The sequence below is a fragment of the Arthrobacter sp. zg.Y820 genome (genome assembly GCF_030125555.1).
GTDB lineage: Bacteria > Actinomycetota > Actinomycetes > Actinomycetales > Micrococcaceae > Arthrobacter_B.
On sequence record NZ_JASKLX010000003.1, the window covers coordinates 60272 to 84258 of the forward strand.

Below are 23987 nucleotides of genomic sequence, written 5' to 3' on the forward strand. Positions count from 1 at the left end.
CCTATGGCGAACACTGCTGAACTCGAAGTTGAGATTGTTGCCGCTGACCATTTTGTCTGGTCCGGCGCGGCGAAGATGGTCAAGGCACGTACCAGCGAGGGCGACGTCGGGATCCTTCCCGGCCACACCCCGCTGCTGGCCATCCTGGCCGAAGGCGAAATGGCCATTGAACCGGTGTCCGGCGCGCGCTTTACGGTGAACGTTGACGGTGGTTTCTTCTCCGTCGACCGCGACCGCGTGGTGATTGTCGCTGACAACGCTCAGATGAACGACGCAGCCAACGCTGGGACTCGCTGACCCTTCCCAATGAGCAGCTCTTATGTGTTCATTGCGCTGGCAGGGCTTCTCTGCCTGCTGGTACTGGCAGTGGTTCTGTTCGGGGTGCGCCGCAGCCAGCTGCGGCGCGCCCTCGGTACTTTCGATGCCTCCATTTGCCTCCCGCCCGGCGGGTGGCAGATGGGGGTTTGTCGTTATACGGACACCCACCTGGAGTGGCTGCGCCTTATTTCGCTCAGCCCGCGTCCGCCCCACCGCTTCCTGCGCAGCTCCCTGGAGATCGGCAGCTGGCGGCAGCCGACCGAAGCTGAGCGTGCCCGCATCCAACCGGGCGCCATTGTGGTGAACCTTGAATACGAGGGCCGCGAAGTACTGGTCGCCATGAGTTACGAGGTCTACACGGGCCTCTCCTCGTGGCTGGAAGCCGGCCCCGTCATCGGCATCGGAACCTGGCGCTGACGCAAGACCAAAACGTCCGCCGCCTTTGACCTTTCCCAGTTGGTTGGGCGTCTTGGTAATTCGAACCCACCTTAGTATTAAGGGATGGAAGACGTCATAGTTGTTACCGGGCCGTCCACGCTCAACGGAGCTGTCAGTGTCCCCGGAGCCAAAAATAGCGTCCTGAAACTCATGGCAGCCACGCTGCTTGCGCAGGGACGCTCCACCATCACCAACGTTCCCAACATCCAGGATGTCTGGATCATGGCCGAGCTGCTGCGCAGGTTGGGCTGCACCGTCGACTACGACGTCGAAGCGGCCGCCGTTTCAGTGGAGGTCCCCGAAGTGCCGGGGCACCAGGCCGACTACGACTTGGTGCGGGCCATGCGTGCCTCCATCTCCGTTCTGGGTCCTCTGGTGGCCCGCTGCCGGCAGGCCGAAGTTGCGCTCCCCGGCGGGGACGCCATCGGCTCCCGCGGTCTGGACATGCACCGCGCCGGACTGGAGCTGATGGGCGCCACCATCACCATTGACCACGGCTACCTTGTCGCCTCCGTGCCTGAAGGCCTGATCGGCGCCCGGCATCTCTTGGACTTTCCCTCCGTCGGTGCCACCGAGAACCTGATGATGGCTGCCACCTTGGCCGCCGGCACCACGGTGATCGACAACGCGGCGCGCGAACCGGAGATCACCGACATCGCCGAGATGCTCAACGAGATGGGCGCGCGGATCTCCGGGATCGGAACCAACACCCTCGTCATCGAAGGCGTGGAGCGGCTGGAACCGGTGGTTCACCGTGTGGTGCCTGACCGCATTGTTGCCGGCACCTGGGCATTCGCGGCGGCTGTCACCGGCGGCTGCATAGAGGTGCGGAACGCCGACGCCTCTGCCCTGGCCGTGGTGCTGGACAAGCTGACACAGGCCGGCTGTTCGGTCACGGTGGGGGAGGACAGCTTCACCGTGAAGGGTCCGGAGCGCCCGGAGCCGATCAACGTCTCCACCCTTCCCTACCCGGGATTCCCCACCGATCTGCAGCCGTTCGTTGTCACCCTGAACGCTGTGTCCAGCGGCTCCGGCATGGTCACGGAGAACGTCTTTGAGGCGCGCTGGGGGTTCACCTCGGAGCTGGCGAGGCTGGGGGCCGGCATCCGCTTGGACGGGCACCATGCCCTGATCCAGGGCGTCCCGAGACTCTCCGGGGCTCCGGTGGAGGCCAACGACATCCGGGCCGGCGCCGCCCTGGTGATCGCCGGGCTCGCTGCCGAGGGGACCACCGAGGTGCGGGGCGTGGACCACATCGACCGCGGGTACGAGCATTTCATGGAGAATCTCCGCGGCCTGGGCGCGCAGGTCGTCCGCCGGCGGAGCTGACGGCCACAGGTACGTTCTCCCAACAACAAAGTCCCCGGCGAATGCCGGGGACTTTGTTGTTGGTCCGGAGGAACCGGAGCCGAAAAGCGTGGTGACGCTAAGCGCAGTGGCGCTTAGAGCGCGGTGACGCCGGTGGCCTGGGGGCCCTTGGCGCCCTGGCCGATTTCGAACTCAACACGCTGGTTCTCGTCGAGGGTCTTGAATCCACCGGTCTGGATTTCAGAGTAGTGAACAAAGACGTCGCCGTCTGAATCGTCGGGAGTGATGAAGCCGAAGCCCTTTTCAGCGTTAAACCATTTGACGGTACCCTGTGCCATTTTGTTTCTCCTCATAAGTGGAACTTCCGGCCGCCACACCCCGCGGAGGCCTATTGTTACTGAAACGGGAAGGCTCAAGATCCTTGCCATTCAGCAGTTCCTTGAGGAGCTTCACGCTCGCAACGGTCTTGCGAGCATGAATAACACCTACACAAAGACTGGTTATAGGATTACACACCGCCAATGAGTGGTCAACGAATTTGCCGAAAAAACTTCCAAGTATTTTCGGGCCTGCGAACTAAGCGCTCCAGCCCCGTTGGGCGAGGCACCAGTTAGGCATTTCGGCGACGAAATTCGGCCTGGCTGGACGACGGCTAGAAGACGGCTAGAAGAGGCGCGAGGCCGAATCGTCGACGCCGCGCATGGCGTCGTAGTCCAAAGTCAGGCAGTCAATTCCGCGGTCAGCGGCCAGCACGCGGGCCTGCGGCTTGATCTGCTGCGCAGCGAAAACGCCGCGGACGGGAGCCAGCAGCGGATCCCGGTTCAGCAGTTCAAGGTACCGGGTCAGCTGCTCCACGCCGTCAATGTCGCCGCGCCGCTTGAGTTCGATGGCCACCGTGGCGCCCTTGGCATCGCGGGCCAGGATGTCCACCGGTCCGATCGCCGTCATGTACTCGCGCCGGATCAGCGTGAAGCCGTCGCCGAGCTTGGTGATCTGTTCCGCCAGCAGGCGCTGCAGGTCGGCCTCCACGCCGTCCTTGATCAGGCCGGGGTCCACGCCCAGGTCGTGGGAGGTCTCGGAGAACCGTTCGTAGATGCTGATGACGAGCTTGTCATCCGTCTTGGTGCTCTGGACGTTCCAGGTTTCGATGACGCCCGTTTCGGCGTCGTCGTCCTCGGGCGCGGTGATCCGCAGGGTGGCCGGCGGGCTCATCCAGTTCAGGGGTTTGTAGGAGCCGCCGTCCGAGTGGATCAGGACGGAACCGTCGGCTTTCACCATCAGCAGACGGGCGGCGAGCGGAAGATGGGCACGGAGGCGGCCGATGTAGTCAACAGAGCAGCGGGCAATAACTAAACGCACAGTTGCACTTTACCGGCTCCGCTCGGGCAAAATGACTTGTATGCCCCGTTCCAACCGTCCCCGCCGCCCGCCGGGCGCAGCCAACGCCAATCTGGGCCGCAGCGCCCGCAGCAAGTGGGCAACCCCCGCGGCCGAGGTGGATTTGGAGCGGACGCGGGCCGGAATCCCGCACCGCGAGAGCGCGCCCGACGGCGAATGGTCAGTGCGGCAAATCACGGCACGGAACGCGGCCAAGGACTATAAATGCCCCGGATGCGGCATGATCATTCCGCCCGGCGTGCCGCACCTGGTGGTGTGGCAGGAGGATTCGCTGCTGGGCCGGGACACCGCGGTGTCGGACCGCAGGCACTGGCACGATCGCTGCTGGCGCACCCGCAGGTCCGGCGGCGGGCGCCTGGGCCGCCGCTGACGGCCGCCTGGGCCGCCGCTGGCGGCCGGCAGGGCTGAGGGCGGCTCCGGCGGCGGCACGGGACGCATCCCGGTTAGCGGTGGTCCTGGCGGGAGATGAAGACGTCCTTGAGCAGCAGCAGCACCGCTGCGGCGGTCGGGATCGCGATGAGCGCGCCGAGGACCCCCAGCAGCGTGCCGCCGGCAATAACCGCAATGACGGCCACCGCTCCGGGCACCGCCACGGCGCGCTGCATGATGCGCGGGGAGACGAAGTACGCCTCGAACTGCAGGTAGGCGAGGTAGAAGAGGGCGAAGACCACGGCCGTCTGCCAGCTGACGGTGAGCGCCACCAGGGAAACCAGGATGAGGGCAATCGGGGGACCAACCAGCGGAATAAAAGCCAGCAGCGCCACCACGAAGGCCAGCAGCACGGAGAACGGCACGCCCGCGATGGACATCACGATGAAGGCATAGCTGGCATCCAGCACCGCAACTATTGCCTGTCCGAACACGTAGTTGCCGACGCTGCTGGTGATTTCTTCCGAAAGCGACTCAACGCGCCGGCGGCGGCTGCGCGGGGCCAGCCGGTAGGCCCACATCTTCATGGAGGGCAGCGAGGACAGGAAATAGAGGGTCAGCACCAGAATGATCAGCGCGCCGAAGAGCCCGTTGGCAATTACCGTGCCGACCGACAAAACGCCGCCGAAAACACCGCCGAGGGCGTCGGGGTTCGTGAAGAACTTGTTGACTTCCTCTTCGATGCGCTCCCTCACATGGAATTGTTCATCGATGTTCACGAAGAAATCGGATTCCAGGAAGGTGTTTACATAACCGGGGGCGTTGCTGATGATTTCCGAGGTCTGCCGGACAATCGTGGGAATCAGAGTGGCGAAAAAACTGGCCACGATGCCGGCCAGGATCAGCAGCGTGATCGCGATTCCGGCGGGGCGGGGAATGCGGCGGGCGCCCAGCCAGCGCACAATCGGATCCAGTCCCAGGGCAATAAAGAGCGCGGCACCGATCCACACCAGGAGCTCTCCGACATTGGTCAGAATGAAGAAAACCAGCAGGGCGAATCCCACGCCCACGGAAAACATGAAGCCGAAATGAATGGGGGCGGTCATGCCGCGGGCCGAGTCGTCAGCGTTGCCGGGCGTCCCGCTGGCCGAACTTTCGCCGGAGCTCGCCTCCGCAGGCGCGTTGACCTCTGGAGGAAACTCAAACCTGGGGCGCGGACGAGCGCCGGGTACGCCATGCGGAACAGCCTGCCGCAGCCGGCCGGAAGCCGCTGCCAGGAAGCCCTGCCGCGGCGTGCGGTCAAAAGTACGCGCCGGTTCCCCTGCCTGCTGCGGATCCTTCCGCGGTTCCTCGGCCGGCCGGTCCTGGTTCTCGCCCATTTTTGCATGTCTCCTGTATGTAGCGAACGCCCCGGGTACGAAGCGCCAGATTATCAGCCGCACGGGGCTCGGATAGCGGAGCGGCGACCGCCGCACACACCGGAATGTGACCGTTCCGGGGATTTCGTTACCATTGGGTTATAAACCCAATTACCGCCCGATAGCCAAGAGACTCCACGTCCCGTTTCAGCCTGCCTACAGGTGAGGCGATTGCACCGAGACTGAAGATAGGTAAGTTGTGCGAAACAAAATTGCAGTTCCGCTGATCGTGATCGGAGTCCTGCTGATGCTTCTCGGCATCGGGCAGCGAACGGTCTGGGCTCCGCCCAGCACTGTCACAGCCGAAGCGCCGTCCGAAAACCAGCAGGCCCCGTTGACTGTTATCGGCGCTGATGTCCTCACCGCACACCCCGGGGGCGTGGACCTGACGGTAGCGGGCGATGGCCCCTTCCTGATGGCCGTGGGCCGGGCTGACGACGTGGACGCCTGGGTGGGCGACGCCTCCGCCGTGCGCGTCGGTGCCGACGGCGAGAGCCTGACCTCCGAGCTCGCCGAAGGCACGCCGACCGTGCCCAACCCCGCCGGATCCGACCTTTGGGTCTCCGAACAGGAAGTCGACGGCGAAACGACCTTCACCTGGGAAGCTCCGGCATCGGGTGACTGGCAGATCCTGCTGGCCACGGACGGCACCGCTCCGGCGCCCGCCGACGTATCGGTCACCTACGCCAACGATGCCACAACACCCTTTGCCGTGCCGCTGATCGTGGGAGGCGCGCTCCTCGCCGTTCTCGGCCTGGCGCTGGCCTTCGTCGCCGGCCGCGGCAACAGCGGACGCGGTTCCGGCGGCAGCGGACCGTCCACCGCAGGTCCTGCCCGGGACACCGCAGCGGCAGCGCATCCGGCAACAGCCAGCACCACCTCGCTGCCGGCAGCGGACCCAGCGGCCCCTGCCGATAAGCCGGTGCCCGCCAGCCCGTCCGGGCAGCCCGCACCGGCCGCAGATTCCGGAAAGAGCCGCACCTCTGACCCGGCCGGTTCGTCGTCGTTCAGCGTTGTGCCCGCCCTGCGCCGCCGTGGACCGGCTGCGGCCTTCGGCACCGCCCTCGCCGCCGTCCTGGCCTTCGGCGCCGTTCCGGCGCCGGCCCTTGCCGCCCTGCCGCTGACCGCGGCTCCCACCTCCGAAGCCTCCGAAGCCGCCGATGAGGCCGATGAACCCGTGCCGCCCGTGGTCCTGGACGCGCAGCTGGAACGAATCCTTGACGACGTGGCCACCACGGTCCAGGAAGCGGATGCCGCCAAGGACCCCGCGCTGCTGGCCACTCGCGCCGGCGGCCCCGCAGCGGCGCTGCGAAAGGCCGGCTATGCCACGGCAGCCAAGGTGCCCACCCACGCGGCGCCGGAGGCGGTTTCCGCCGAGCCGCTGAAGACCGACCTGATCATGGGCGGAACCGAGTTTCCGCGCAGCATCGTGGCGGTGACCCAGGGGCCCGAGAACGAGGTCCCGCAGGCACTTCTGCTGGTGCAGAACTCGGCGCGTGAGAATTACAAGCTCGTTTCGTCCGTTCGGATGCTTCCGGGAACCAGCTTCCCGCCGCGTCCGGCCGGCAACGCCGGTGTGGATCCGGCGCCGGCAGATTCCGCCGAGGGCCTTGCCGCTTCCCCGCAGGCTGCGGTGGACGCGTTGGCTGACGCCCTGACCAACCCGGCCGGCAAGAACAAGGACACCTTCTCGCCGAATACCTTCGCCGAGGCCGTGACCAGGTTCCAGACCGATGTCACGGCCAGCCCGGACAACGAGTTCGCCAAGATCACCTTCAAGCACACGCCGGTGCCCAAAGACACGAGCGCCCTGCGCACCGCTGACGGCGGAGCCATCGTGTTCGGCTATATGGACAGCAGCTATACGAGTGTTCCCCGCGAAGCCGGCGACTCCATCAACCTGGAAGGCACCATCTACCAGACGCTGACCGGCGAGACGAGCACCGACGCCGGCATCGACGTCAAGTACGGCGAAGGAGTCATGCTGTACGTTCCGCCGGCAGGCAGCACGGCACCGCTCCAAGTGATCGGCGCCGTCCAGGAGCTGCTCTCCGCCACCCTGAAATAGCCCCACCCTCCATCAGGGAAACCGGGGTTGCCGGTGACCCGAGACTGCGTAATAAGGTGAAGCCATGAGCACTCCCAACCACCGTCCCGCACCGGCCGCTTCCACGATGAACCTGAGGGGCGCCGTCGACCTCTCCGGGTTGAAGGCCAAAGCCACGGCGCCGCCGGCAGCCGCGGGCTCCGACCGGGCGGGCCGGCCCGGTCCCGGCCAGCCGGCAGCAAGCCCGTACATCGTTGAGGTGTCCGAGCAGACCTTCCCCCAGCTGGTCCAGCTGTCCGAGCAGGTTCCGGTGATCATCGACCTGTACTCGGCGCGCAGCCCCGAATCCGCCCAGGTCAGTGCGGTGCTGCAGAGCGTCGTCACGGAACAGGACGGCAAGCTGCTGCTGGGGCGGGTGGACGTGGAGGCGTATCCGCAGATCGCCCAGGCCTTCCAGGCCGTGGCGGTTCCCACCGTCTCAGCGGTCCTTAAGGGCCAGCCGGTGCCGCTCTTCGACCGGGCGGTGCCGGAGGAACAGATCCGCGCCCTGATCGCCGAGCTGCTGCAGGTGGCAGCGGCCAACGGCGTCACCGGAACCCTGAACGAGGGCGGTGCCGGGGAGCCGGCGGAAGAAGCTCCGCTGCCTCCGCTGCACCAGGAAGCCTACGACGCGATCGTTGCCGGGGACTACGACGGCGCCGCCGCCGCCTACCGCAAGGCGCTGGCGGAGCAGCCCGCCGACGCCGAGGCCAAGGCGGGCCTGGCCCAGGTGGAACTCATGGCACGGGTCAAGGACGCTGACGCCGAGAAGCTGCGCACCAACGCGGCGGAGAACCCCGACGACGTCGAGGCCCAGCTGGCCGTCGCCGACCTGGACATTACCGGCGGCCACGTGGAGGACGCCTTCAACCGCGTGGTGCGGCTGATCGCCCGCGTCTTCGGCGACGACCGGGAAAAGGCCCGGCTGCGCCTGCTGGACCTGTTCGAAGTGGTGGGCACCACGGACCCCCGGGTGACCAAGGCACGTTCCGCCCTTGCCCGGGCCCTCTTCTAAGCGGCCGCGGCATGAGTGAACACGCAGCGCCCCTGAACCCCGGCCTGTTCGACCCCGTGACGCTGCGGGGCCTGGAGCTGTCCCACCGCGGCTGGGTGGCCGCCATGTGCCAGTACTCGGCCGACCCCGTGACCGCACCCGGAGTGCCGAACGACTGGCACCTGATGCATCTGGGTTCCTTCGCCGCCGGGGGAGCGGCGCTGATCATCACCGAAGCCACGGCGGTCAGCCCCGAGGGGCGGATCAGCCCGCAGGACACCGGCCTCTACACCTCCGAGCAGACGGCGGCCTGGCGGCGCATCACGGACTTCGTCCATCGGTACGGTGCCGCCGGCACGAAGATCGGCGTGCAGCTGGCTCATGCGGGGCGCAAGGCCTCCACGTTTGCTCCGTTCGCCGAGCAGCGCGGCAGTGTTCCGGAGGCCGACGGCGGATGGCGGACCGTGGGCCCCACGGCCGATGCCTTTGGCCGCTACGCCGCCCCGCAGATGCTGGACGACGCAGGCATCCGGCAGGTGATTTCGGACTACGCGCAGGCCGCCGAGCGGTCGGTGGATGCCGGGTTCGACACCATCGAGATCCACGCCGCGCACGGGTATCTGCTGCACCAGTTCCTGACCCCGTTGGTCAACACCCGCACCGACGGCTGGGGCGGGTCCGAGGAAGCCCGCAGCCGCCTGACACTGGAAGTCGTCGATGCGGTTCGGGCGGTCATCCCCGAGTCGATGCCGCTGCTCCTGCGGATCTCCGCGACGGACTGGACCGACGGCGGCGTCGACAAACACACCTCGGCGCGCCTGGCCGCCGCCGCCCGCGACCGCGGCGTCGACCTGGTGGATGTCTCCACCGGCGGAGCCGTGCCCGACGCCAGTATTCCGGTGGCACCGGGATATCAGACCGGATTTGCCGAGCACATCCGTGCGGCTGCCGGTGTTCCGACCGCCGCCGTCGGCCTGATCAGCACGGCGTCCGAGGCGGAGGACATCCTCCGCGCCGGCCGCGCCGACGCCGTCCTGATCGCCCGGGCCGCGCTGCGGGACCCGCACTGGTGGATGCGGGCGGCCGGCGAACTGGACGCCAAGCTTCCCTGGGCGCCGCAGTATGAGCGGGCGCGGCCGGCCTAGCCGTACCGAAACCCCGGCGTCTGGTCCGCAGGACGGGGTCAGGGGCGGCCGGAAACCGGACAGGGGCCCGGATTCTGGTCCTTGCGGCCGATCCGCCTCCGCCGAACGGCAGGTACCTTGGGGATCATGACGAAAGTGCTGCTGACATGACCGAGTCCATGGTTCCGAATACCGCGGCGGTTCCCGCCGCCCCGGCGCTGACCGTCCGTGCCCTCGGCAAGCGCTTCGGCGAGAAGATCGCCGTCAACGGGATCAGCCTGGATGTCCCTGCCGGGTCCTTCTACGGGCTGGTGGGGCCCAACGGCGCGGGCAAGACCACCCTGCTGTCCATGGCCACCGGCCTGCTGCGCCCCGAGCACGGACAGGTGTGGGTGCACGGGACGGACGTCTGGGCCGAACCGCTCAAGGCCAAGCGGCTGATGGGCGTGCTGCCCGACGGCGTCCGGCTGTTCGACCGGCTCACCGGCGAGCAGCTGGTCACCTATGCCGGCCTGCTGCGCGGCATGGACCGCGACACCGTCACCGGACGCGTCCGGGATCTCCTCGAGGCCATGGACCTGACCAATGACGCGGGCACCCTGGTGGTGGACTACTCCGCCGGCATGACCAAGAAAATCGCCCTCGCCTCGGCGCTGATCCACGCGCCCCGGCTGCTGGTGCTGGATGAGCCGTTCGAAGCGGTGGACCCCGTCTCCGCCGCCAATATCCGGGATATCCTCTCCGGCTACGTGGATTCCGGCGGCACGGTGATTGTCTCCAGCCACGTCATGGACCTGGTCCAGCGCATGTGTGACCACGTTGCGGTGGTTTCCGGCGGCAACCTTCTCGCCGCCGGCACCGTGGACGAGGTCCGCGGCGGCGAGACCCTGGAAGAGCGTTTTGTGCAGCTGGTGGGCGGACGCACCCGCTCGGAGGGCCTGCCATGGTTGCGGACCTCCTAAGGCTCAAGCTTCTCCTGCTGCGCAACTCCCTGCGCCGGAGCCCGTGGCAGATCGTGGGACTTGTCTTCGGGGCGCTGTACGGCCTGGGCATGCTCGGCCTGCTGTTTGGCGGCCTGTTCTATTTGAGCTTCAGCGAGCCGGAGCTGGCCCGCACCGTAACCGTCCTCGCCGGCACCGTGGCCGTGCTGGGGTGGGCGCTGATACCCATTCTGGCCACCGGTGTGGACCTGACCCTGGACCCGGCGCGTTTTGTGACCTTCGCCGTCCCCCTGCCCAAGCTCCTGGCCGGCCTGGCGCTGGGCGGGCTCATCGGCATCCCCGGCGCGATGACGCTGCTGGCGGCGCTGGGCTCGGCCGCTGTCTGGTGGCGGAACCCGGCGGCCCTGGCTGCGGGCGTGGTGTCAGCCGTCATCGCGGTGTTCACATGCTTCATCGCAGCCCGGGTAATGGTCGCCGCGAGCACATCGATGTCCTCTTCGCGCCGGTTCAAGGACATCTCCGGCCTGGTGGCGATCATTCCCCTCATGCTGCTGGGCCCGATCATCGCCGGCATCAGTTCGGGCATCAGCAGTGCCCAGGACTACCTGCCGTCGCTGGCCCGTACCCTGTCCTGGACGCCGCTGGGTGCAGCCTGGGCGGTGCCCGGCGACGTGGCGCTGAACCAGCCGGGAACGGCCGCCGCCAAACTGGCCATCGCCGTCGTATTCCTGGCCGCGCTGGTCTGGGTCTGGAAACTGCTGCTGGTGCGGGCGCTGATCACTCCGCCGCACAACGCCGGTCCCCGGCGCAAGGGCGGAAAGCTTGGGTTCTTTGCCCTTTTCCCGGCCACGCCCACCGGTGCCGTGGCCGCCCGGTCGCTGACCTACTGGATCCGGGACCCGCGTTACGGCGCGTCCCTGCTGATCATTCCGCTGCTGGTGATTCTGCTGGTGTTCCTCGGCACGCAGGAGGGCAACGGCCCGGCGCTGCTGCTGTTCGCGGGACCGCTGCTGGGTTACCTGCTCGCCTTCTGCATTTCCGCCGATGTCTCGTATGACAACACGGCCTTTGCCCTGCACATCAGCACCGGGGTTTCCGGCACAGCGGACCGGGCCGGGCGGGTCATCGCCTGCGGCATTTTTGCGCTCCCGGTGACGGTCCTGGCCGCAGTGGTGCCATGTCTGGTGCTTGGGGAAACGGACCTGATTCCGGTGCTTCTCGGGGTGTCCCTGGCCGTCCTCCTGGGCGGGTTCGGTCTGTCCGCCGTCGTATCGGCGCGGTATACCTACAACGTTCCGCTGCCGGGGGAGAACGCGTTCAAGACTCCGCCGGGTTCCGGCGGACGCAGCATGCTCGTGCAGGGCCTGGGCATGCTGGCGCAGATCGTGATTGTGCTTCCCGTGCTGGTCCTGGCGCTCGTGGCGCTGCTGAACGACAATCCGCTCTGGGACTGGCTGACCCTGATTGGCGGTGTGCTGTTCGGGGCAGGGCTGCTGGCGGCCGGAATCCGGATCGGCGGACGGTGGCTGGACCGGCGCGGGCCGGAGATGCTGGGTGCGGTCTCGGTTCACAAATGAGCCGGCCCGGTCAGTCGGCCCGGCCTCGGAACCTGTTGGGGTACTAAGATGGAAACCATGAGTCTGCCTCCTGATCCTTTCGAAAATGACCCTGCCCGGCGCCTGGACGACGGCGGCGGTTCGACCGCCGTCATCGAGCGCGAAGAGCAGCGTGAGTACACAGAACCCGGCGACAGCGAGCGGTTTTCCCACTACGTCCGCAAGGAAAAGATCATGGAGTCGGCGCTTTCCGGCGAACCCGTGATCGCCCTGTGCGGCAAGGTCTGGACGCCGGGCCGGGATCCGAAGAAGTTCCCCGTCTGCCCCACCTGCAAGGAAATTTACGAAGGGCTGAGCGCGCCCAAGGACGGCGGCAAATAGTCCCGGTCCGTCCATGGGTTCGTCTGCTGCACCGCGCCCCGCCGGCGCCCTTTCCGCCGCATACCGTGCCCTGACCCTGGGCATCCTGGCCATCATCACCTGCTCCGCGTTTGAAGCGATGGCCGTGACGACGGCGATGCCCGTGGTCGCCGAGGAGCTCTCGGCCGGTGCCGGCTACGGCTTGGCGTTCTCGATGTTTCTGACCGCCTCGCTGCTGGGCACCGTCGTGGCCGGCAGCAGATGCGATGTGCAGGGGCCGCTGCCCTCGCTGGCCGCCGGCCTGGCCCTGATGACGGCCGGCCTGGTGCTGTCCGCCCTGGCCGGCGAGTTTTGGATTGTCACCGCCGGCCGGGCGGTGTCCGGGCTCGGCGGCGGAGCCATGATCGTGGCGGTCTACGTGATCATCGGCGAGATCTATCCCGCGGCACTGCAGCCGGTGCTTTTCGGCTGGCTGGCCACGGCCTGGATCCTGCCGTCCATGGCCGGACCCCTGGCCGCCGGGCTGCTGGCCCAGTACGTGAGCTGGCGCTGGGTCTTTGCCGCCGTCATCCCCATTGTGCTGGTCGCGGGCCTCATGGTCTGGCCGCGGGTTCGTTCCCTGGGAGCGCCCGATTATCCCGCCCTGGATCCGGCCCTGGGTCGGCGCCGCGCGCTGTGGGGCACCGTGCTGGCGGCCGCGGTCTTCGCCGCCCAGTGGGCCGGCAACGAAGCAGCCTTGGCGTCCTCAGTGCTGCTCTGGTCGGTGGCCGCAGTGGGAGCCGCGGCAGCCGGCGTCGCGCTGGGGCGGCTGCTGCCGGCGGGCACGCTGCGGCTTGCGCGCGGCCTGCCCAGCGTGGTGGCCACGCGCGGCCTGCTGAGCGCCGGATTTGTCGCCGCGGAGGCCTTCCTGCCGCTCATGGTGCTCGCGACGCACGGTGTGGACCCGGCCACTGCCGGACTGGCATTGACCGCAGGAGCGGTAGGCTGGGCTGTGGGTTCTTTCCTGCAGGCGCGTGCCGGCGGACGCCGTCACCGACTGTTGGTCATTGGCGCAACCATGCTGGCTGCGGCAGTGGGGGGAATCGGACTGCTTACCTCGCCGTCAGTGCCCTTCTGGGTCATCGTGGTGGTGTGGTCCTTCGCGGGAGCAGCCATGGGCCTGGCCCTCTCCAGCACCTCAGTGATGGTGCTGGCGCTGTCCACTTCCGCGGACCGGGGACGCAATTCCGCGTCCCTCCAAATTTCCGACCAGGTCGGAGCCGTTGCAGGAACCACAGTGGCAGGGATTCTTTTCGCCCTGCTGCAGAACCCTGCCGCTTCCGGCCAGTCCGGCGTGTTCAGCGTCATGTGGCTGGTCCTGGCCATTTTTGCGTGCGTGGGGATTGTCTCCGGTGCGCGCAGTGCAATAGTTACCCCGAACACAGGAAAGGTGCCGTTCACAGCGTGAGCCCCGACACCCTCTTTGGCGGGCCGGCCCTGCCGCCCGCCTATCCGGAACGAGCCGCCTGGGGCACCGCCCCGAAGCTGCGCCAGTGGCAGGCCGAAGCCCTCGAGAAGTTCTTCGCGTCCGACGCCGACGACTTCCTCGCCGTGGCTACCCCCGGCGCCGGCAAGACCACCTTCGCCCTGCGTGTCGCCACGGAGCTGGTGGACCGCGGGATCGTCAAGCGGATCACCGTCGTGGCACCGACCGACCACCTCAAGCGCCAGTGGGCCGACGCCGCCGCGAAGGTGGGACTGGCCCTGGACCCCAATTTCAAGAACGCGGACGGACGGCACGGCGACGGCTTCATTGGCGTTGCCGTGACCTACGCCCAGGTGGCGTCCAAACCCATGCTGCACAGGGCGAAGACCGAAGCCGCCCGCACCCTGGTGATCCTCGACGAAATCCACCACGGCGGCGACGCCCTCTCCTGGGGCGACGGCATCCGGGAGGCCTTCGAACCGGCGGTGAAACGGCTTTCACTGACGGGAACCCCGTTCCGGTCGGATACGGCGGCGATCCCGTTCGTTGAATACGAGAAGGACCGGGACGGCATCCGCCGGTCCAAGGCCGACTACACCTACGGCTACGGCGAAGCCCTGCGCGACCACGTGGTCCGTCCCGTGATGTTCATGGCCTACTCCGGCAACATGCGCTGGCGCACCAGCGCCGGCGACGAAATGGCCGCCTCGCTGGGCGAGGCATCGGTCACCAAGGACATCACCGCCCAGGCCTGGCGCACCGCCCTGAATCCCACGGGCGAGTGGATTCCCGCCGTCCTGGCCGCCGCCGACCGGCGGCTGACCGAAGTCCGGCGGGCGGTGCCCGACGCCGGCGGACTGGTCATTGCCACTGACCACGACGACGCCCGGGCCTATGCCGGCACCCTTAAGAAGATCACGGGAGAGTCTCCGACGGTGATCCTCTCCGACGACGCCAAGGCCTCCGACAAGATCGACGAGTTCTCCGCCGGGCAGCAGCGCTGGATGGTCGCGGTGCGGATGGTCTCCGAAGGTGTGGATGTGCCGCGGCTGGCGGTCGGCGTGTATGCCACCTCCACCGCAACGCCGCTGTTTTTCGCGCAGGCTGTGGGCCGTTTTGTGCGTGCCCGCAAACGCGGGGAAACGGCGTCGGTCTTCCTGCCTTCGGTGCCCAACCTGATGGCCTTGGCCAACCAGCTGGAAATGGAGCGCGACCACGCCCTGGACCGGCCGGAGAGCCACCTCGAGGAGGAGGGCTTTGGGCTGGAGGACAGCCTCATGGAAGCGGCCAACAAGGAGGAAAAGGCCTCGGACTCCCTCACCAAGCAGAAGTTCGAGGCCCTGGAATCCCAGGCCTCCTTTGACCGGGTTCTTTTCGACGGCGGCGAATTCGGCACCGGCGGCGAGCTCGGCAGCGAAGAGGAACAGGACTTCCTGGGCATCCCCGGGCTGCTGGACGCGGACCAGATGGGTGTGCTGCTGCGCCAGCGCCAGCACGAACAGCTGTCCCGCCGCGGCCGCAAAGCTGCCGCAGCCCCCGAACCCGAACCGGCACCGGCGGTCATGGACCACCGGCAGCTGACCGAGCTGCGCGGCCAGCTGGCGAAGAACGTTTCCGCCTGGTCGGCGCGCTCGGGCATGCCGCACGGAATGGTGCACAGCGAGCTGCGCCGCATCTGCGGCGGGCCGCCCGTGGCCCAGGCCAATGAGGAGCAGCTCAACCAGCGGCTGAAGAAGCTGCAGGACTGGTTCATCGGCCGCAAGTAAGGCTGCCGGGAGTCGGCCATTCCGGGCTTCTCCGCGTCAGTGTCCCGCGAAATGGCAGAAGGTGCCGTTCCCCGCGCTGGGTACAGCCCCATCTGGCATCTCGGGGAGGGGCCAGGGAAGAGCAGGGGGGGAAGGCGGACTAGAGGTCCAGCAGCTCCACGCCGGCATCTTCGAGCTCGGTCAGGGCGGCCCGGGTTTCGGCGCGGTCGATTCCGCGGCACAGCTCCGGAATGACGAACGTGTCGTAGCCGGCGGCAATGGCGTCCAAGGCCGTGGCCCGGACGCAGTAGTCGGCGGCCAGGCCCACGATCACCACTTCCTCGACGTCGTTCTCGCGCAGCCAGTCATCGAGGCTGACGGTTTCTGCCGGGTCCGGGGGAACCGCCGCGGTATCCAGGTCGCCGGTGGGGACTTCGTCTTCGGGGGCGAGCACCCCTTCGAAACCGGAGTAGGCCGCCTCGTACTGGCCCTTGCGGAAAAACGCATCGATGTGTTCGGTGTCCAGGTCCGGATGCAGGCTGGCACCGGTGGAACCGGCGACGCAGTGCACGGGCCAGGAATTCTTGTAGTCGGGGGTGTCGGAGAAATGGGAGCCGGGTTCAATGTGCCAGTCCTGGGTGGCGGCCACCACGTCGTAACGCCCCAGCGTCGTTTCGATGTAGTCGGTGATTTCGGAGGCGGTGTCGGTGCCGCCGGGAACGGCGAGCGATCCTCCCTCGCAGAAGTCGTTCTGGACGTCGACAACAATCAGGGCACGCGTCATTCTCACTCCTCGTATTCGGTGGGGATTACCGGTTCGCCGCGCTGCAGGCGGTTCACCGCGGTTGGAAGTTCAGCCAGGGACGCGGTATGCCGCTTGGCGGCCCGGTCCACGGCTTCAGCCCCGGTCCAGCCGGGAAGGATTTCGCCGTCGGCAACAAACTGCTCCAGCAGCGGGCGGTCGTTGCCGTCATCGACCGGCCGGTGGCCGATGCCGATGACCTCGGCGGTGGCCGTGCCGCGCTCATTGAGCCGGCGCAGCGCATACTTGCGTCCGCCGCGGGACGCCTTGTTCTTGGCGGCCTTGGCCACCGAGACAAACTCGTGGTCGTCCCCTTCGCGGCTGACCAGTTTGTAGACCATTCCGGCCGTGGGCGCACCGGATCCGGTGACCAGGGACGTTCCCACGCCGTACGCGTCCACCGGGGCGGAGGCCAGGGCGGCGATGGCGTATTCGTCCAGGTCCGAGGTCACCATGATCCGGGTGTCCGTGTTGCCCAGGTCATCGAGCAGCTCGCGCACCCACTTGGCCTGGGCCACCAGGTCGCCGGAATCCAGCCGGACCCCGCCAAGTTCCGGACCGGCGGCGGCGACGGCGTTGCGCACGCCCTGTTCGACGTCGTACGTGTCCACCAGCAGCGACGTGCCAACACCCAGCGAGCCGATCTGGGCCGCAAAGGCGTCAGGCTCCGTGTCATGCAGCAGGGTAAAGGAATGGGCGGCGGTGCCCACGGTCTTCAAACCGTAGCGGCGCCCGGCTTCGAGGTTCGACGTGGAATCGAAGCCGGCGATGATCGCAGCCCGGGCGGCGGCCACTGCCGCCTCCTCGTGCGTGCGGCGCGATCCCATTTCAATGCAGGGACGGTCGCCGGCGGCGCTGACCATCCGCGATGCCGCGGACGCGATGGCGCTGTCATGGTTCAGGACCGACAGCAGGAGGGTCTCCAGGATGCAGGCCTCGGCGAAGGTCGATTCAACGGTCAGGATGGGCGAATGCGGGAAGTACGCCTCGCCTTCCGCGTATCCGAAGATGTTGCCGGAGAAGCGGAAATCGGCCAGCCACTTCAGCGTGGGCGCATCCACCACCGAGGTGCGTTCCAGGAAGTCCAGCTGCTCGTCGTCGAACCGGAAGGCGGCCAGTGCCTCGAGGATCCGGCCGGTGCCGGCGACGACGCCGTATCGTCGGCCGTCGGGCAGCCGGCGGCCGAAGACCTCAAACACCGAGCGGCGGGAGGCGGTGCCCGAGTGCAGGGCAGCCTGCAGCATGGTCAACTCGTAATGGTCTGTATACAGGGCGGCATTGGGCTGGCGCCAAGCGTTAGGGCTGTTCACAGTCAAAACTCTATCCCCCGTTCGCTTATTGAGTAGAAGACCTCCGCTGGCGGTTTGGCCACCGGGAGCCAACCTACAATTGGACTCATGACTTTGAGCACTGCGCCCGGCACCGACACACTCGAGCGCGCTGAAACGGAGTCCATGGTCAGCAGCGACGTGCCCTGGGTGGTGATCGTCTGGAATGACCCGGTCAACCTCATGAGTTACGTCAGCTACGTTTTCCGCAGCTACTTCGGGTACTCCGAAGCCAAGGCCAACAAGCTGATGATGGAAGTGCATGAGCACGGAAAGTCCGTCGTGGCCACCGGCTCCCGCGAATCGGCGGAGCGGGACACCGTGGCGATGCACTCCTACGGGCTGTGGGCCACGTTCCAAAAGACCGACGAGCCCTGACCCGCGGCACGCAGGCAGGCACCACCAGCAGGACAGACCGGCCCCGGGCCGGCGGATAGGACAGACGTGGCAAGCGGATTCAAAACCACCCGCAAGGGAATCTCGGCATCACTGGATGCGGGGGAGCGGGAGCTGCTGCGCAGCCTGTTCAACGACGTGCTGGGCATGCTCGAACCGGACACCCCGGCCGACGCCGATCCGCTCGCCGCGATGGTGGGGTTGGACACCAGTGCCCGTGTCCCGTCAGACTCCGCGCTGCGGCGGCTGCTGCCGGACGGGGTGCAGGGGGACGACGGCGAAGCCCTGGAATTCCGCCGCCTCACCGAGCGCTCGCTGCGGGAGGACAAGACCGGAGCACTGCGCGCCGCGGCCCTGCTGCTGGAGTCCAAGCCGCTGCTCCTGAACGGTGAGCAGGCCCAGTACTTTGCCCGTGCCCTCAACGATGTGCGGCTTGTCCTCGCCGACCGGCTGAACCTGGAAACCGACGAAGACGCCGAGCGCTTGCACGGGATCACCGAGCCCTCCCAGGCGCAGGACGTGGACGGCTACCTTGCCCTCGTCTACAACTTTGTCACCTGGCTTCAGGAGACCCTGATGCAGGCCATGACCCGCTCGCTGCTGTGATCAAGCGCACGTCCCGTTGAGTACGCCCCGGGGGACGGGGGGACTATTCTCGATACATTATGAGCTCTGACCCGGATAGTTCCTCACTGACGACGGAACCGCTGAAGGACGCCCCGCGCACACCGCTGCGCAAGCGCGCCAGCCAGCCGCAGCACGACAGCCTGCCGCGGAAAAACAATGCGGACGCCCCCATCGGCATTTTCGACTCCGGGGTGGGAGGGCTTACCGTCGCCCGGGCGGTCATTGACCAGCTGCCCAATGAGTCGATTCTTTACGTGGGCGACACCGCCCGCGGACCCTACGGCCCGCTTCCGATCGCCGAAGTCCGGGCCAACGCGCTGGGCGTGATGGATGAGCTGGTGGATTCCGGCGTCAAGCTGTTGGTCATCGCCTGCAACACCGCCTCGGCCGCAGTGCTCCGGGACGCCCGCGAGCGTTACACCCGCCGCTACGGCATTCCCGTGATCGAAGTGATCCAGCCCGCCGTGCGCCGCGCCGTCGCGGCCACCCGGTCCGGCCGGATCGGCGTGATCGGCACCGAGGCCACCGTCGGATCGCGGGCCTACAACGACACCTTCGCGGCCGCTCCCCATCTGGAGATCGCCTCGGTGGCGTGCCCGGCGTTTGTCCGGTACGTCGAAGCCGGCGTCACGGCGGGCCCGGACCTGCTGGCCAGCGCCGAAGAATACCTGGCACCCCTGAAGGCCCGGGACGTGGACACCCTGGTGCTGGGCTGCACCCACTACCCGCTGCTCACCGGCGTGATTTCCTACGTCATGGGCGACGGCGTGACGCTGGTGTCCAGCGCAGAAGAAACCGCCAAGGACGTCTACCGGGCGCTGATCTCCCACGACCTGCAGCGCACCGCCGCCACAGCGCCCGAACACCACTTCGTGGCCACGGGGGATTCGACGTCGTTTGAGTTGCTCGCCCGCCGCTTCCTCGGCCCCGAGGTCCTCAGCGTTGAACACGTCGAGAACGTCGCGGCGCACTATCCCACCGGCAGCCTGGCCCGGATCACCCCGGAAATGGTGACCGCGGACCGCTCCGGACGCCGTTCTCCCGCAGACCGCTCCATCCACAACGAACACGGAAGGCCGCCCGGCGCCCTTCGGAACGGCACTCCATGAAACTGACCATCGTGGGCTGCAGCGGCTCCTTTCCCGGCCCGGCGTCGCCCGCCTCCTGCTATCTCGTGACCGCCAACGACGGCGTCCGCGACTGGCGCATCCTGCTGGACCTGGGCAACGGCTCAATGGGCGCGCTGCAGCGCTACATGGACCTGCGCGACATTGACGCCGTGCTGCTGACCCACCTTCATCCGGACCACTGCATGGACCTCTGCGGCCTGCACGTGGCAGTGCACTGGGACCCGGCGGGCTGGAACCGGGACCGGATCAAGGTCTGGGGGCCGCAGGACACCGCTGACCGGATGGCCACGGCCTACGGCCTGCCGACCGATCCCGGCATGCACGAGGACTTCGAGTTCCTGCACTGGACCGGCGGGGAAACCGTGACCATCGGCCCGTTCACCGTGACGCCCTATCCGGTCCGGCATCCGGCCGATGAGGCGTATGCGCTGCGGATCGAGGCAACCGGCATCGGCGCCGACGGCAAGCCCGTGCTGCACACGCTGGCGTACTCCGGAGACACCGACTCCTGCGACGGCCTGGAGGAAGCCGCCCGTGACAGCGACGTCTTCCTCTGCGAAGCCGCCTTCCATGAAGGCCGCGACGATGCCATCGAGGGTGTGCACCTGACCGGCAAGCGTGCCGGTGCCGCGGCCTCCGCAGCCCACGCCCGCCGTCTGCTCCTGACCCACCTGCCGGTCTGGAACGACGCAAACACGTCAGTGGCCGAGGCCAGGGAAACCTATGCCGGTGACCTGGCGGTGGCCGTCGCCGGTGTCTCCTACGACGTCGGCAGCCCGTTCGCCGCGCCGCTGGCCGTCAACCCCGGAGTCCAGCCCGCAGGCTGAGCGGCTCCGCGGGCGGTCCCACCCGCACGCCGGGCGGCCCCGCCCGGCGGGTGCCCCGTTCCGGCCGATAGACTGGGCGCATGACTACCGCTGCAAACAGCCCTGTTTCTTCCACGCCCGCCGCCGGTTCCGCCGTCGTGCGCTCCGACGGCCGCACCCCCGACCAGCTGCGCAGCATCACCATCACCCGCGGCTGGTCCAAGCAGGCCGAAGGCTCCGCGCTGATCGAGTTCGGCAACACGCGCGTGCTGTGCACCGCCTCCCTGACCCCTGGCGTGCCGCGCTGGCTCAAGGGCGAGGGCAAGGGCTGGGTCACGGCCGAATACGCCATGCTGCCCCGGGCCACCAACACCCGCAACGCCCGTGAATCGGTCAAGGGCAAGCTCGGCGGGCGCACCCACGAGATTTCCCGGCTGATCGGCCGCTCGCTGCGCTCCATCATCGACACCAAGGCGCTGGGCGAAAACACCATCGTGCTGGACTGCGACGTGCTGCAGGCCGACGGCGGCACCCGCACCGCCGCCATCACCGGCGCCTACGTGGCGCTGGCCGATGCCCTGACCTGGGCCAAGGACAACAAACTCATCGCCCGCAACGCGGAGCCCCTGCTGGACACCGTGGCGGCCATCAGCGTCGGCATCATCGACGGCGTGCCCATGCTGGACCTGCCGTACGTCGAAGATGTCCGCGCCGAAACCGACATGAATGTCGTGGTGACCGGTTCGGGCAAGTTCGTGGAGGTCCAGGGCACCGCCGAAGGCGCACCGTTTGACCGCGATGAACTCAATGCCCTGCTGGACCTGGCGCTGCTGGGCACCTCCGAGCTGGCGGAGATCCAGCGCAGCACCTTGGGCGAGTCGGCATGAGCCCGGTTCCCGCAGGGGCCCGGCTGGTCCTCGCCACCCGCAACCAGGGCAAGCTGCGGGAACTGCGTGAGCTGCTGCGCGGACGGATCGAGGGGCTCGACGTCGACACCCAGGTGATCGATGCGGCTGCCGCCGGGGTTCCCGACGTTGCCGAAACCGGCGTCACCTTCGAGGAAAACTCGCTGCTCAAGGCCCGTGCCGTGGCCGCGGCCACCGGGCTGGCCGCGATTGCCGACGATTCCGGGCTGGCCGTGGACGTCCTGGGCGGTGCCCCGGGGATCTTCTCCGCCCGCTGGTCCGGACGGCACGGCGACGACGCCGCGAACCTGGAGCTGCTGCTGGCCCAGCTGGCCGACATTTCCGAGGAGCACCGGGGCGCGGCGTTTGTGTGCGCCGCGGCACTCGCGCTGCCGGACGGCACCGCATCCGTGGAGCGCGGAGAGCTGCGCGGGACGCTGCTTCCAGCCCCGCGCGGAACCGGCGGCTTCGGCTACGACCCGGTGCTCCGGCCCGAAGGTTCGGACCGCAGCTGCGCCGAGCTGGCGCCGGCGGAAAAGAACGCCATCAGCCACCGGGGGCAGGCGTTCCGCGCCCTGCTGCCGGCGATCGTGGTGGCCCTGGCCTGAGCGGCCCGGGGACCTGCCCGGCTGCCCGCCGGATGGCCCGGGTTTCCGCCCGGGCCGATTCGTAGGGCAGAATTGAGGGCAATATGACTACACAGATTCTTGCCTCAGTTGCCACCGCCAGTACCGACGGATCGGCGCTGGGAGGGATCGCGCAGTGGGCCGTTGACATGATGGAGACCATCGGGGCTCCCGGTGCGGGCCTGGCCATCGCCATCGAAAACCTCTTTCCGCCGCTGCCCAGCGAAGTGATCCTGCCGCTGGCCGGCTTCACCGCCAGCCAGGGAAACTTCTCAATTGTCGCCGCACTGTTCTGGACCACCCTCGGCTCCGTCGTTGGCGCCCTGGCCCTGTACGGCCTGGGCGCCTGGCTGGGCCGGGACCGGATGCGCCGCCTCGTCTCCAAGGTGCCCCTCGTTGACCTGGAAGACGTGGACAAGGTTGAGGCCTGGTTCAACCGGCACGGCTACAAGGCAGTGTTCTTTGGCCGGATGATCCCGTTGTTCCGCAGCCTGATTTCCATTCCGGCCGGCATCGAGCGGATGCCGGTCTGGAAGTTCCTGGGACTGACCACTGCCGGAAGCCTCATCTGGAACTCCATCTTCATCATCGCCGGGTTCTACCTTGGCGAGAGCTGGCACCTCGTGGAGGCCTATGCCGACGTCTTCCAGAAGATCGTCATCGTGGCCTGCGTCCTGGTGGCCGTCTGGTTCGTGGTCAGCAAGGTCCGCTCCCACCGGCGGAAGAAGTCCGTCCTGCCGCCCGAGCCCGCCGAGGGCGAGTAACGTCCGCCGCCTCTGATTGACCCGCATCTTCACCGTTTTGCCCCCATCTTCAGCAAGGAACCGAACACCGCGTGGGAATTGAATTCACGGCCATAGACTTCGAAACGGCCAACGGATTCCGGGGATCGCCCTGTTCGGTGGGGCTGGTCAAGGTGCGCGACGGCGTCGTCGTCGAGGAAGCCTCGTGGCTCATGCGCCCACCGCAGGGGCACGACTTCTTTGACCGGCGCAACACCCGCATCCACGGCATCGAAGCTGACATGGTGGCCGGAGCTCCGCGCTTCGGCGATCTGTTTCCGGAAATCGGAGCGTTCATCGGCGGAGACCTGCTGGTGGCCCACAACGCAGCCTTCGACATGGGCGTGATCCGCTCCGCCCTGGAAGTTTCCGGCTTGCCGGGTCCGGCCTATGACTACACCTGCTCGGTGGTGCACTCCCGCCGCACCTACAGCCTGGTGTCCCACTCGCTGCCCTTCGCGGCCGAGGCTGCCGGCGTGCCGCTGCTGAACCACCACGACGCCGTGGAGGACTCCCGCGCCTGCGCCGGGATCATGCTCGACATTGTCCGCCGCAGCGGTGCCGCCGACATGGCCGGTTTTTTTGCGCTCCAGGGGATGGTCCCGTCCCGGCTGGAAGCCTATCTTCCGGGCATCGATAACCTGTCAAAGGCAACACGCGCCGCCTTGGAACGCGGCACCGGCTCGGAGGCCAAGGCGGCGGCCACCGGCTGGTCGGGATGGCCCTCCGAAGGGGACAACCCGCCGCCCAATCCGCTGGCCGATGCCGCTCATCCGCTTTTCGGCCACACAGTGGTCTTCAGCGGAAACCTCGGCATGTCGCGCCAGTCAGCCAAGAACGCCGCCGCGGACTTCGGCGCCCGCCCGGCCTCCAACGTCACCCGTGCCACCACGATGCTGGTGATGGGCGACGGCTTCGAGGCCGGAGACCTGCGCAACGGGGTCCTGACCGGCAAGGCACGCCGGGTCCTGGACCTGCACGGCAAGGGACAGCGCATCGAGGTGCTCTCCGAGGCCGAGTTCCTGCAGATGCTCGGCGGCACCGGCGGCTCCCGGTAACGCCGGC

Annotated in this window: 25 protein-coding genes; 20 read left to right on the forward strand and 5 right to left on the reverse strand. The window is 67.7% G+C overall.

What is annotated here, in order from left to right:
- The first annotated feature begins 3 nt into the window (after positions 1–3).
- The 3 genes from QNN99_RS04385 (at position 4) to murA (ending at position 2085) form a co-directional block, all read left to right on the forward strand.
- Positions 4–297: a F0F1 ATP synthase subunit epsilon gene (locus QNN99_RS04385; protein WP_229965215.1), complete on the forward strand. Its 294-nt coding sequence runs from the start codon at positions 4–6 to the stop codon at positions 295–297.
- Positions 298–306: 9 nt separating this feature from the next.
- On the forward strand, positions 307–735 hold the full coding sequence (locus QNN99_RS04390) for a DUF2550 domain-containing protein (protein ID WP_229965216.1): 429 nt from the start codon (positions 307–309) through the stop codon (positions 733–735).
- 84 nt (positions 736–819) lie between these two features.
- A complete protein-coding gene (gene murA / locus QNN99_RS04395; RefSeq protein ID WP_229965217.1) occupies positions 820–2085 on the forward strand; it encodes a UDP-N-acetylglucosamine 1-carboxyvinyltransferase in 1266 nt (421 codons plus the stop codon).
- Between the two features lie 113 nt (positions 2086–2198).
- On the opposite strand, the gene QNN99_RS04400 is transcribed toward murA, so the two are convergent.
- Positions 2199–2402 (reverse strand): cold-shock protein, encoded by a 204-nt coding sequence (locus QNN99_RS04400; protein WP_104101230.1) that lies wholly within the window; start codon positions 2400–2402, stop codon positions 2199–2201.
- Positions 2403–2727: 325 nt separating this feature from the next.
- Positions 2728–3423, reverse strand: a complete 696-nt coding sequence (nucS, locus tag QNN99_RS04405) for an endonuclease NucS (protein WP_229965218.1) — start codon at positions 3421–3423, stop codon at positions 2728–2730.
- A gap of 40 nt (positions 3424–3463) precedes the next feature.
- On the opposite strand from nucS, the gene QNN99_RS04410 reads away from it, so the two are divergent.
- Positions 3464–3832: an Rv1322 family protein gene (locus QNN99_RS04410; RefSeq protein WP_229965219.1), complete on the forward strand. Its 369-nt coding sequence runs from the start codon at positions 3464–3466 to the stop codon at positions 3830–3832.
- 73 nt (positions 3833–3905) lie between these two features.
- Here QNN99_RS04410 and QNN99_RS04415 read toward each other — a convergent pair whose 3' ends face one another.
- On the reverse strand, positions 3906–5210 hold the full coding sequence (locus QNN99_RS04415; RefSeq protein ID WP_229965220.1) for an AI-2E family transporter: 1305 nt from the start codon (positions 5208–5210) through the stop codon (positions 3906–3908).
- A 238-nt stretch (positions 5211–5448) separates the two neighbouring features.
- On the opposite strand from QNN99_RS04415, the gene QNN99_RS04420 reads away from it, so the two are divergent.
- The 8 genes from QNN99_RS04420 to QNN99_RS04455 all read left to right on the forward strand — a co-directional run bounded on the left by QNN99_RS04420 (position 5449) and on the right by QNN99_RS04455 (position 15541).
- The gene (locus QNN99_RS04420; protein WP_229965221.1) at positions 5449–7317 is read left to right on the forward strand and encodes a DUF8094 domain-containing protein; all 1869 of its coding nucleotides are present in this window, start codon (positions 5449–5451) and stop codon (positions 7315–7317) included.
- 64 nt (positions 7318–7381) lie between these two features.
- Complete coding sequence (locus QNN99_RS04425; RefSeq protein ID WP_229965222.1) at positions 7382–8350, forward strand: tetratricopeptide repeat protein; 969 nt, start codon at positions 7382–7384, stop codon at positions 8348–8350.
- An 11-nt stretch (positions 8351–8361) separates the two neighbouring features.
- Positions 8362–9474, forward strand: coding sequence for an NADH:flavin oxidoreductase/NADH oxidase (locus QNN99_RS04430; RefSeq protein ID WP_229965223.1), 1113 nt, complete (start codon positions 8362–8364; stop codon positions 9472–9474).
- 146 nt (positions 9475–9620) lie between these two features.
- Positions 9621–10415, forward strand: coding sequence for an ABC transporter ATP-binding protein (locus QNN99_RS04435; RefSeq protein ID WP_229965224.1), 795 nt, complete (start codon positions 9621–9623; stop codon positions 10413–10415).
- Positions 10397–11971, forward strand: a complete 1575-nt coding sequence (locus QNN99_RS04440; RefSeq protein WP_229965225.1) for a transporter — start codon at positions 10397–10399, stop codon at positions 11969–11971. Before QNN99_RS04435 ends, QNN99_RS04440 begins: the two co-directional genes overlap by 19 nt.
- Before the next feature lie 57 nt (positions 11972–12028).
- Positions 12029–12331 carry a DUF3039 domain-containing protein gene (locus QNN99_RS04445; protein WP_442860477.1) on the forward strand — a complete coding sequence of 101 codons (303 nt, stop codon included), beginning with the start codon at positions 12029–12031 and terminating at the stop codon, positions 12329–12331.
- 13 nt (positions 12332–12344) lie between these two features.
- Positions 12345–13757, forward strand: a complete 1413-nt coding sequence (locus tag QNN99_RS04450; protein ID WP_229965227.1) for an MFS transporter — start codon at positions 12345–12347, stop codon at positions 13755–13757.
- On the forward strand, positions 13754–15541 hold the full coding sequence (locus QNN99_RS04455) for a DEAD/DEAH box helicase (protein WP_229965228.1): 1788 nt from the start codon (positions 13754–13756) through the stop codon (positions 15539–15541). Before QNN99_RS04450 ends, QNN99_RS04455 begins: the two co-directional genes overlap by 4 nt.
- A 139-nt stretch (positions 15542–15680) precedes the next feature.
- Here the strand turns inward: QNN99_RS04455 and QNN99_RS04460 are convergent, their stop codons facing one another.
- Together QNN99_RS04460 and QNN99_RS04465 are read right to left on the reverse strand one after the other, a co-directional pair.
- On the reverse strand, positions 15681–16304 hold the full coding sequence (locus tag QNN99_RS04460; protein ID WP_229965229.1) for a nicotinamidase: 624 nt from the start codon (positions 16302–16304) through the stop codon (positions 15681–15683).
- A 2-nt stretch (positions 16305–16306) separates the two neighbouring features.
- The gene (locus QNN99_RS04465) at positions 16307–17632 is read right to left on the reverse strand and encodes a nicotinate phosphoribosyltransferase (protein ID WP_284015674.1); all 1326 of its coding nucleotides are present in this window, start codon (positions 17630–17632) and stop codon (positions 16307–16309) included.
- A gap of 87 nt (positions 17633–17719) precedes the next feature.
- On the opposite strand from QNN99_RS04465, the gene clpS reads away from it, so the two are divergent.
- From clpS to QNN99_RS04505, 8 genes are all read left to right on the forward strand, one after another.
- Positions 17720–18028 (forward strand): ATP-dependent Clp protease adapter ClpS, encoded by a 309-nt coding sequence (gene clpS / locus QNN99_RS04470; protein WP_229965230.1) that lies wholly within the window; start codon positions 17720–17722, stop codon positions 18026–18028.
- Between the two features lie 66 nt (positions 18029–18094).
- Positions 18095–18652, forward strand: a complete 558-nt coding sequence (locus QNN99_RS04475) for a DUF2017 domain-containing protein (RefSeq protein ID WP_229965231.1) — start codon at positions 18095–18097, stop codon at positions 18650–18652.
- A gap of 59 nt (positions 18653–18711) precedes the next feature.
- The gene (gene murI, locus QNN99_RS04480) at positions 18712–19782 is read left to right on the forward strand and encodes a glutamate racemase (RefSeq protein ID WP_229965232.1); all 1071 of its coding nucleotides are present in this window, start codon (positions 18712–18714) and stop codon (positions 19780–19782) included.
- Positions 19779–20630, forward strand: coding sequence for an MBL fold metallo-hydrolase (locus tag QNN99_RS04485; RefSeq protein ID WP_229965233.1), 852 nt, complete (start codon positions 19779–19781; stop codon positions 20628–20630). The genes murI and QNN99_RS04485 overlap by 4 nt, the downstream gene beginning before the upstream one ends.
- 80 nt (positions 20631–20710) lie before the next feature.
- Positions 20711–21496: a ribonuclease PH gene (gene rph, locus QNN99_RS04490; RefSeq protein ID WP_231712144.1), complete on the forward strand. Its 786-nt coding sequence runs from the start codon at positions 20711–20713 to the stop codon at positions 21494–21496.
- Positions 21493–22122, forward strand: coding sequence for an RdgB/HAM1 family non-canonical purine NTP pyrophosphatase (rdgB, locus tag QNN99_RS04495; protein WP_229965234.1), 630 nt, complete (start codon positions 21493–21495; stop codon positions 22120–22122). Before rph ends, rdgB begins: the two co-directional genes overlap by 4 nt.
- 83 nt (positions 22123–22205) lie before the next feature.
- Entirely contained in the window at positions 22206–22904 is a 699-nt protein-coding gene (locus QNN99_RS04500) for a DedA family protein (RefSeq protein ID WP_229965235.1), read from the forward strand.
- Between the two features lie 71 nt (positions 22905–22975).
- Positions 22976–23980, forward strand: coding sequence for a 3'-5' exonuclease (locus tag QNN99_RS04505; RefSeq protein WP_229965236.1), 1005 nt, complete (start codon positions 22976–22978; stop codon positions 23978–23980).
- The last annotated feature ends 7 nt before the right edge of the window (positions 23981–23987 follow it).

Coding starts and splice junctions, on each gene's coding strand:
- QNN99_RS04385 (WP_229965215.1), top strand. CDS start 4: ATGGCGAACACTGCTGAACTCGAAGTTGAGATTGTTGCCGCTGACCAT.
- QNN99_RS04390 (WP_229965216.1), top strand. CDS start 307: ATGAGCAGCTCTTATGTGTTCATTGCGCTGGCAGGGCTTCTCTGCCTG.
- murA (WP_229965217.1), top strand. CDS start 820: ATGGAAGACGTCATAGTTGTTACCGGGCCGTCCACGCTCAACGGAGCT.
- QNN99_RS04400 (WP_104101230.1), bottom strand. CDS start 2,402: ATGGCACAGGGTACCGTCAAATGGTTTAACGCTGAAAAGGGCTTCGGC.
- QNN99_RS04410 (WP_229965219.1), top strand. CDS start 3,464: ATGCCCCGTTCCAACCGTCCCCGCCGCCCGCCGGGCGCAGCCAACGCC.
- QNN99_RS04415 (WP_229965220.1), bottom strand. CDS start 5,210: ATGGGCGAGAACCAGGACCGGCCGGCCGAGGAACCGCGGAAGGATCCG.
- QNN99_RS04425 (WP_229965222.1), top strand. CDS start 7,382: ATGAGCACTCCCAACCACCGTCCCGCACCGGCCGCTTCCACGATGAAC.
- QNN99_RS04430 (WP_229965223.1), top strand. CDS start 8,362: ATGAGTGAACACGCAGCGCCCCTGAACCCCGGCCTGTTCGACCCCGTG.
- QNN99_RS04435 (WP_229965224.1), top strand. CDS start 9,621: ATGACCGAGTCCATGGTTCCGAATACCGCGGCGGTTCCCGCCGCCCCG.
- QNN99_RS04440 (WP_229965225.1), top strand. CDS start 10,397: ATGGTTGCGGACCTCCTAAGGCTCAAGCTTCTCCTGCTGCGCAACTCC.
- QNN99_RS04445 (WP_442860477.1), top strand. CDS start 12,029: ATGAGTCTGCCTCCTGATCCTTTCGAAAATGACCCTGCCCGGCGCCTG.
- QNN99_RS04450 (WP_229965227.1), top strand. CDS start 12,345: ATGGGTTCGTCTGCTGCACCGCGCCCCGCCGGCGCCCTTTCCGCCGCA.
- QNN99_RS04460 (WP_229965229.1), bottom strand. CDS start 16,304: ATGACGCGTGCCCTGATTGTTGTCGACGTCCAGAACGACTTCTGCGAG.
- clpS (WP_229965230.1), top strand. CDS start 17,720: ATGACTTTGAGCACTGCGCCCGGCACCGACACACTCGAGCGCGCTGAA.
- murI (WP_229965232.1), top strand. CDS start 18,712: ATGAGCTCTGACCCGGATAGTTCCTCACTGACGACGGAACCGCTGAAG.
- QNN99_RS04485 (WP_229965233.1), top strand. CDS start 19,779: ATGAAACTGACCATCGTGGGCTGCAGCGGCTCCTTTCCCGGCCCGGCG.
- rph (WP_231712144.1), top strand. CDS start 20,711: ATGACTACCGCTGCAAACAGCCCTGTTTCTTCCACGCCCGCCGCCGGT.
- rdgB (WP_229965234.1), top strand. CDS start 21,493: ATGAGCCCGGTTCCCGCAGGGGCCCGGCTGGTCCTCGCCACCCGCAAC.
- QNN99_RS04500 (WP_229965235.1), top strand. CDS start 22,206: ATGACTACACAGATTCTTGCCTCAGTTGCCACCGCCAGTACCGACGGA.